The following is a 7,927-nucleotide window of genomic DNA, read 5'->3' as shown; positions in this document are numbered from 1 at the left end:
CGCAGATCAGGGGCCGTTCCTCCAGTGTGGCGGCGCCAGGATTCGAACCTGGGTAGGCTAAGCCGACGGATTTACAGTCCGCTCCCATTGGCCACTCGGGCACACCGCCATGGGATGTCGCCTTCCGAGACCGCTTTGCGGCGGTGCTCCCTGGCAACGACGTAAACAATACCCGATGCTCCGGGGTGCTCCGCCACCGGATTGATCAGCGCTTGCGCCATGCGCGGTGGCTAGGCTTTGCGGAGCGGGCCGGGCATGGCCGGCCGCGGCCCCCCGGGGCACCGACAGCCGACTTCAAGGAGCCACAGCACATGGCCGACTCCAGTTTCGACATCGTCTCGAAGGTCGAGCGGCAGGAGGTCGACAACGCCCTCAACCAGGCCGCCAAGGAACTCTCGCAGCGCTACGACTTCAAGGGCACCGGCGCGAGCATCGCCTGGTCCGGCGAGAAGATCCTGATGGAGGCGAACTCCGAGGACCGCGTGAAGGCCGTCCTGGACGTGTTCGAGACCAAGCTGGTCAAGCGCGGCATCTCGCTGAAGGCGCTCGACGCCGGTGAGCCGCAGCTGTCCGGCAAGGAGTACAAGATCTTCGCTTCCATCCAGGAGGGCATCTCCCAGGAGAACGCCAAGAAGGTGGCGAAGATGATCCGCGACGAGGGCCCGAAGGGCGTCAAGGCGCAGGTGCAGGGCGACGAGCTGCGCGTCAGCTCCAAGAGCCGCGACGACCTGCAGGCCGTCCAGGCGCTGCTCAAGGGCAAGGACCTGGACTTCGCGATCCAGTTCGTGAACTACCGCTGAGCCGGGTGGCCGCCCGGACCGGAAGGCGCCTCCCGCCGTCGTGGACGGCCGGGGGGCGTTCTGGCGTGGTGTTGCGGGCGGTCTGCGGGGTGTTCACCGGGGGCGGCTACCCTCCCGGGCGTGACGGGTGAACTGAAGCGCACGCTCGGCGTGTTCGACGCCGTGGTGGTGGGGCTGGGGGCGATGGTCGGGGCCGGCGTGTTCGCCGCGTTCGCCCCGGCGGCGAAGGCCGCGGGACCGGCGGGCGGTGCACTGCTCGCCGCGCTCGCGCTGGCGGGTGTCGTCGCGTACTGCAATGCGGACTCCTCGGCCCGGCTGGCGGCCCGGTATCCGGCGTCGGGCGGGACGTACGTGTACGGGCGGGAGCGGCTGGGGCCGTTCTGGGGGCATCTGGCCGGGTGGGGGTTCGTCGTCGGGAAGACCGCCTCGTGCGCGGCGATGGCGCTGACCGCGGGGGCGTACCTGTGGCCAGGGCGGGAGCATGCGGTGGCCGTCGCGGCGGTGGTGGCGCTGACGGCGGCGGGCTACGGGGGCGTGCAGAAGTCGGCGCGGATCGCGCGGGTGATCGTGGCTGCGGTGCTGGCGGTGCTGGCGGGGGTCGTGGTGGCGTGCCTGACCTCGGGGGCGGCGGACGCCGGGAGGCTGGGAGGCGGGCCGTGGGCGGGGGCGGGTTCCTGGGGCGGGCTGCTCCAGGCGGCCGGGCTGCTGTTCTTCGCGTTCGCGGGCTACGCGCGGATCACCACGCTGGGCGAGGAGGTGCGCGACCCGCAGCGGACGATCCCGCGGGCGGTGCCGCTCGCGCTGGGGATCGCACTGGCGGTGTACGCGGCGGTCGCGGTGGCCGTGCTGGGGGTGCTGGGGGCGGAGGGGCTGGCGGTGTCGGCGGCGCCGCTGGCCGATGCGGTGCGGGCGGCCGGGGTGCCGTGGCTGGCGCCCGCGGTGCGGGCGGGGGCGGCGCTGGCTGCGCTGGGCTCGCTGCTGGCGCTGGTGCTGGGGGTGTCGCGGACGGTGCTCGCGATGGCGCGGGACGGCCACCTGCCGCGGGCGCTGGCCGCCGTCCACCCGCGGCAGGGGGTGCCGCACCGGGCGGAGCTCGCGGTGGGCGCGGTGGTGGCGGTGCTCGCGGCGACGGGTGATCTGCGGGGCGCGATCGGCTTCTCGTCGTTCGGGGTGCTGGTGTACTACGCCGTCGCGAACGCCTCGGCGTGGACGCTCGGCCCCGGGGTGCGGGGGCGTGTCGTGGCCGCGGTGGGGCTGGCGGGGTGCGTGGCGCTGGCCGTGTCGCTGCCGGCGGGCTCGGTGGCCGCGGGTGCGGGTGTCCTCGCGCTGGGCGCGCTGTCGTACGCCGTACGGGTCCGGCGGCGCGGCCGCGGCCGGTGATGCGGCGGCGGGGGTTGCGGGTTCGTCAGCCGCGGTCCGGACGGCCCGGCTCCCCGCCCGCCGCGCGGTCGGCGTCGGCTCCGGCGTCGGCGGAGTCGTAGCCGACGAAGTACGTGGGGCGTCGCTGGACGGCGGTGTAGATGCGGCCGATGTACTCGCCGAGCAGGCCGACGCAGATCAGCTGGACGCCCCCGAGGAACAGCATCGCGACGAACAGCGAGGTCCAGCCGGGCACGGTCCGGCCGAGCAGGAACACCACGAGGCTGGCGCAGATCAGCAGGATGCAGGCGACGAAGCTGACCACGCCGAGCCAGGTGGCGATGCGCAGGGGGGCGGCGGAGAAGTTGGTGATGCCGTCGACGGCGAGGCGGATCATCTTGCTGAGCGGGTACTTGGTCTCGCCCGCGACGCGCTCGCCGCGCCGGTAGGTGACCTGGCCGCTGGGGAAGCCGAGCCAGGGGACGAGGAGCCGGTAGACCTGCTGCTGGTCGGGCAGGGCCTTGAGGGCCTCGACGGCCTCGCGGCTGAGCAGCCGGAAGTCGCCGGCCTGCGCGGGCACCTGCTTGCCGACGAGGCGCCGCATCAGCCAGTAGTAGGCGCCGGCGGTGCGGCGCTTGAAGCCGGTGTCCGTGCTGCGGTCGGAGCGGACGCCGTAGACGATGTCGAGGTTCTCGGCGCGGGCGAGGTCCAGCATCTCCGGGACCTTCTCCGGCGGGTCCTGGAGGTCGGCGTCGAGGCTGGCCACGTAGGCGCCGCGCGAGCGGTGAAGTCCGGCGCGGAGGGCGGCCTGGTGGCCGGAGTTGCCGCGGAGCCGGATGATCCGCAGCTCGGGCCATTCGGTGCGGTGCTTCTCCAGGAGGTCCGCGGTGCCGTCGGTGCTGCCGTCGTCGACGGCGAGGACCTCGTAGGAGGCTCCGGTGCCGTCGAGGACCGGGCGGAGCCGGGCGACGAGGGCGGGGAGGGCCTCCTCCTCGTTGTACATCGGCACGATGACCGACAGGGTCGTGCCCGTTCGCGCTGCCGACACTGGTTCTTCCTGACCGTGGGTTGCTTCGGTACCGGGCCGCCCGCGCGCCGCCTCAGCGGGAGGCGAACGGGGCGTCGGTGGGGACGATCTCGCGGCCCAGCGGGAGCAGGGAGAGCGGGACCATCTTGAAGTTCGCGATGCCGAACGGGATGCCGATGATCGTGACGCACAGCAGGATGCCGGTCGCGATGTGGCCCAGGGCCAGCCACCAGCCGGCGAGGACGAGCCACAGCACGTTGCCGATGCAGGACGCGGCGCCGGCGTCGCGCCGCTCGACCGCGGTGTACCCGAAGGGCCACAGGGCGTAGACGGCGATGCGGAAGGCGGCTATGCCGAAGGGGATGCCGATGATCGTGATGCAGAGGAGCACGCCCGCGAGGCAGTAGCCCAGGAACAGCCAGATGCCGCTGAGGACGAGCCAGATGACGTTGAGGATGGTCTTCACTGTCTGCGGCCTGCCATCTGTTCGAGCCGGGCGATGCGCTCGGCCATCGGGGGGTGGGTGGAGAACATCTTAGAAAGGCCCTGGCCTGGGCGGAACGGGTTGGCGATCATCATGTGGCTCGCCGTCTCCAGCCGGGGCTCGGGGGGCAGCGGGAGCTGCTTGGTGCCGGCGTCCAGCTTGCGCAGGGCGCCTGCGAGGGCGAGGGGGTCGCCGGTGAGCTGGGCGCCGGAGGCGTCCGCCTCGTACTCGCGGGAGCGGCTGATGGCGAGCTGGATGACGGAGGCGGCGAGCGGGCCCAGGATCATGACCAGCAGCATGCCGAAGAGGCCGGGGCCCTCGTCGTCGCTGGACCGGCCGACGGGGATCAGCCAGGCGAAGTTCACCAGGAACATGATCACGGAGGCGAGCGCTCCGGCGACGGACGAGATCAGGATGTCGCGGTTGTAGACGTGGCTGAGCTCGTGTCCGATCACCCCGCGGAGCTCGCGCTCGTCGAGTATGCGCAGGATGCCGTCGGTGACGCAGACGGCCGCGTTGCGCGGGTTGCGGCCGGTGGCGAAGGCGTTCGGCGCGGCGGTCGGCGAGATGTAGAGCCGGGGCATGGGCTGGCGGGCGGAGGTGGAGAGCTCGCGCACGATCCGGTAGAGCGCGGGGGCCTCGAACTCGCTGACGGGGCGGGCGCGCATCGCGCGCAGAGCCAGCTTGTCGCTGTTCCAGTACGCGTACGCGTTCGTCGCGAGGGCGACGAGGACGGCGACGATCAGGCCGCCCCGGCCGAAGAGGCTTCCGATGACGATGATGAGAGCGGACAGCCCGCCGAGGAGTGCGGCGGTCTTCAGCCCGTTGTGCCGGCGGTGCACGGTACGCCCTCCAAGTGGTGCGGCGGGGGACCTCGCGGGGGGCCCACGGTCCAGTGGACCCTCCCTTCCAGGTCAACGCGAGGTGGCGGCGCGTGGTTCCCGCGGCGTACGGGGCGGGGCGCGGCGGCGGCCGCCCCCGCGGCCGGGCGGGGGCGGGGGCGGGCGGCCGGCGCGGGCGCTGCTCCGTCCGGGTGAGCCCGGGCGGGCGCGGTCGCGGCGGGCGGGAGCGGCGGCGGGCGGCCGCCGGGTCAGTGCGGGAAGAGGGTGCCCGAGGCGAAGCGGAGGACGGCCTGCGGGACGCCCGAGAGGACGACGGAGACGACGGCCGTGGCGGCGATCGCGGCGGTGACGGGCCACGGGGCCCGGCCGCGCACGCCGGCCGCCCCGGCTTCGGCACCCTCCGGGGCCCGGAAGAGCAGGGCGGTCCAGCGCAGGTAGTAGTACAGGGCGACGACGACGTTGACGGCCATCACGACGGCCAGCCAGCCCAGCCCCGCGTCGACCGCGGAGCCGAAGACGGCGACCTTTGCGAACAGTCCGATGATGCCCGGCGGCAGGCCGGCCAGGCAGAGCAGGAAGAACGCGAGCGCGAGCGCGGCGGCGGGCCGCTCGGCGTACAGGCCGCGGTAGTCGGCGATGCGGTGCAGCGGCCTGGTGCGGGCGACGAGCGCGGCCACGGCGAAGGCGCCGAGGTTCGCGGCGGCGTACATGAGCGCGTAGGCGACGGTGGCGCCGATCTCGTCGCGGCCGGAGTACGCGGCGGCGGCGATCGGCACGAGGAGGTAGCCGGCCTGGCCGACGGACGACCAGGCGAGCAGCCGCACCGCGCTGTGGGCGCGGGCGGGGTCCTGCCGGACGGCGGCCGCGTTGCCGAAGGTCATGGTGAGCGCGGCGAGGACGGCGAGGGCCGGGCCCCAGATGTCGGAGTACGCGGGGAAGGCGATGACGGTGACGAGGATGAGGCCGGTGAAGCCGACGGCCTTGCCGATCACGGAGAGGTACCCGGCGATCGGGAGGGGCGCGCCGACGTAGGTGTCCGGCACCCAGAAGTGGAAGGGGACGGCCGCCGTCTTGAAGGCGAAGCCGACGAGGGTGAGGGCGACGCCGGCCATTGCGAGGGTGTCGAGCTGCGCGGGTACGCGGTCCAGCCGGTCGGCGACCTGCTCCAGGTGGAGGGAGCCGGTGGCCGCGTAGACGAGGCTGATCCCGAAGAGGGAGACGGCCGTGGCGGTGACGGAGGAGAGGAAGAACTTCAGGGCCGCCTCGGAGGACAGCCGGTCGCCGCGCCGCATGCCGACGAGGGCGAAGGCGGGCAGGGAGGCGACCTCCAGGGCGACGATCAGGGTGGCGAGGTCGCGGGAGGCGGGCAGCAGGGCGGCGCCGGCCGCGGAGGAGAGCAGCAGGAACCAGTATTCGCCGTCGGGCATGCGGGCCTCGCGGACCGCGGTGACGGACAGCAGGGCGGTGACGAGGGCGCCTGCCAGCACCAGGAACTGGATGGCGAGGGTGAAGTGGTCGGCCGTGTAGCTGCATGCGCCGGGGTCGCCGGTCAGGCAGAAGGTGCTGCGGTCGCCGGCGCGCAGCGGCAGCAGGAGGGCCGTGGCGGCGGCGAGGCCGGCGACGGAGAGCCAGCCGAGGAGCCGCTTCGTCCGCTCGGTCGCGAACAGGTCGGCGACGAGGACGAGGAGGGCGACGGCGGCCGGGACGACGACGGGGGCGATGGCGAGCCAGTCGATGCTCTGGACGAGGCTCGCCGCGGGCTCGGCGGCGGTCGTGGCGGCGCCGGCCGTGGCGGCGCCGCCGGTGGTGGTGGCCGCGTGCAGGGCCGTCATGCTTTGCCTCCTGCGAGGAGCTTCTGGACGGCCGGGTCGGTGAGGCCGAGGAGGAGCGCGGGCCACAGGCCGGCGAGGACGGTGAGGGCGACGAGCGGCGTCCAGGCGGCGAACTCGTAGCCGCGGACGTCGGCGAGGGCGGCGGGGCCGCCGGCGGGCTGGGCGGCGGGGTCGCCCATGCAGACGCGCCGTACGACGACCAGCAGGTAGGCGGCGGTGAGGAGGGTGCCGAACGCGCCCATCGCCGTCCAGGTGAGGAAGGCGGGACGGGACAGGCCCTCGGCGGGGTCGAACGCGCCGAACAGGGCGAGCATCTCGCCCCAGAACCCGGCGAGTCCGGGCAGGCCGAGCGAGGCGACCGCCGCGAAGGCGAGGAGCGCGCCGAGGCGCGGGGCGCGGCCGTAGAGCGCGGCTCCGGTGGCGCCGGCGAGGGTGTCGAGGTCGGCGGTGTTGTAACGCTCTTTGAGAGAACCGACAAGAAAGAAGAGAAGGCCGGTGATGAGGCCGTGGGCGATGTTGGCGAACAGCGCGCCGTTCACACCGGTCGGGGTCATGGATGCGATGCCGAGGAGGACGAAGCCCATGTGGCCGACGGAGGAGTACGCGATGAGCCGTTTCAGGTCGCCCTTGTTGCCCTTGCGGGCCAGCCACAGGCAGGCGAGGGACCCGTAGAGGATGCCGACCGCGCCGAAGGCGCCCAGGTACGGGGCGACGGCCTCCATGCCGTCGGGGGTGGCGGGCAGCAGGATGCGGACGAACCCGTAGGTGCCCATCTTCAGCAGGACTCCGGCGAGGAGGACCGAGCCGACGGTGGGGGCGGCGGTGTGGGCGTCGGGCAGCCAGCTGTGCAGCGGCCACATGGGGGTCTTCACGGCCAGGCCGGCGCCGATGGCGAGGACGGCCAGCAACTGGGTGGTGGCGGTCAGTCCGCGGCCGCCGTCGGCGGCGAGCGCGGTCATGTCGAACGTGCCGGCGTGCAGGCCGAGGAGGAGCAGGCCGAGCAGCATCACGACGGAGCCGAGGAGCGTGTACAGGATGAACTTCCAGGCGGCGGCCTGCCGCCGGTCGCCGCCCCAGCGGGCGATGAGGAAGTACATGGGGATGAGGACCGTCTCGAAGGCGAGGAAGAACAGCATCAGGTCGAGGACGGCGAAGGTGGCGAGGGTGCCGGTCTCCAGGACCAGCAGGAGTGCGGTGAAGGCCTTCGCGGAGGGGCCTGCGGGGAGCTTGAAGTAGCTGTAGAGCGCGCAGAGGAAGAACAGCAGCGCGGTCATCACGAGGAGGGGGAGCGAGATGCCGTCGACACCGAGGTGGATCCGCACGTTCAGCGCGGGGATCCAGCTGATGTCCGTGGTCGCCTGGAAGCGGGAGGGCTGGTCGTGGTCGAAGCCGGCGGCCAGGGCGAGGACCGCGGCGAGGACGGCGCCGGTGACGGTCACGCCGTGGCGGAGCACGGCCTGCCGGGGGTTCTTGCCCTTGAGGCCGGGCGGGGGCGGCAGCAGGGCCGCCGCGGCACCGAGGAGGGGTGCGGCGACGGCGAACGCCAGGAGGAACTGCATCACGGACGGGCTGATATCGATCAC

At 73.4% G+C, this 7,927-nt stretch carries 7 protein-coding genes and 1 tRNA gene; 2 read left to right on the top strand and 6 right to left on the bottom strand.

Features of this window, described 5'->3' with window-relative positions:
- Positions 1–27 precede the first annotated feature (27 nt).
- Positions 28–109, bottom strand: a tRNA-Tyr gene (locus IE170_RS04335).
- 202 nt (positions 110–311) lie between these two features.
- Between IE170_RS04335 and IE170_RS04330 the strand changes: the two genes are divergently transcribed.
- Entirely contained in the window at positions 312–800 is a 489-nt protein-coding gene (locus tag IE170_RS04330) for a YajQ family cyclic di-GMP-binding protein (RefSeq protein WP_114053705.1), read from the top strand.
- Positions 801–920: 120 nt separating this feature from the next.
- Positions 921–2,180: an APC family permease gene (locus IE170_RS04325; protein ID WP_189807976.1), complete on the top strand. Its 1,260-nt coding sequence runs from the start codon at positions 921–923 to the stop codon at positions 2,178–2,180.
- 25 nt (positions 2,181–2,205) lie between these two features.
- Here IE170_RS04325 and IE170_RS04320 read toward each other — a convergent pair whose 3' ends face one another.
- The 5 genes from IE170_RS04320 to IE170_RS04300 form a co-directional block, all read right to left on the bottom strand.
- Positions 2,206–3,207: a glycosyltransferase family 2 protein gene (locus IE170_RS04320; protein WP_268255637.1), complete on the bottom strand. Its 1,002-nt coding sequence runs from the start codon at positions 3,205–3,207 to the stop codon at positions 2,206–2,208.
- 52 nt (positions 3,208–3,259) lie between these two features.
- Complete coding sequence (locus IE170_RS04315; protein WP_189807975.1) at positions 3,260–3,652, bottom strand: YccF domain-containing protein; 393 nt, start codon at positions 3,650–3,652, stop codon at positions 3,260–3,262.
- Positions 3,649–4,512, bottom strand: a complete 864-nt coding sequence (htpX, locus tag IE170_RS04310) for a zinc metalloprotease HtpX (protein ID WP_189807974.1) — start codon at positions 4,510–4,512, stop codon at positions 3,649–3,651. The genes IE170_RS04315 and htpX overlap by 4 nt, the downstream gene beginning before the upstream one ends.
- Before the next feature lie 248 nt (positions 4,513–4,760).
- The gene (locus IE170_RS04305; protein ID WP_189807973.1) at positions 4,761–6,344 is read right to left on the bottom strand and encodes an NADH-quinone oxidoreductase subunit N; all 1,584 of its coding nucleotides are present in this window, start codon (positions 6,342–6,344) and stop codon (positions 4,761–4,763) included.
- Positions 6,341–7,927, bottom strand: coding sequence for a complex I subunit 4 family protein (locus IE170_RS04300; RefSeq protein ID WP_189807972.1), 1,587 nt, complete (start codon positions 7,925–7,927; stop codon positions 6,341–6,343). Before IE170_RS04300 ends, IE170_RS04305 begins: the two co-directional genes overlap by 4 nt.

It is taken from the genome of Streptomyces toxytricini, assembly GCF_014649915.1.
In the GTDB taxonomy this organism is placed as follows: Bacteria; Actinomycetota; Actinomycetes; order Streptomycetales; family Streptomycetaceae; genus Streptomyces; species Streptomyces toxytricini.
Note: the sequence above shows the minus strand (reverse complement) of the source record. Positions and strands in the feature narration are given on the sequence as shown.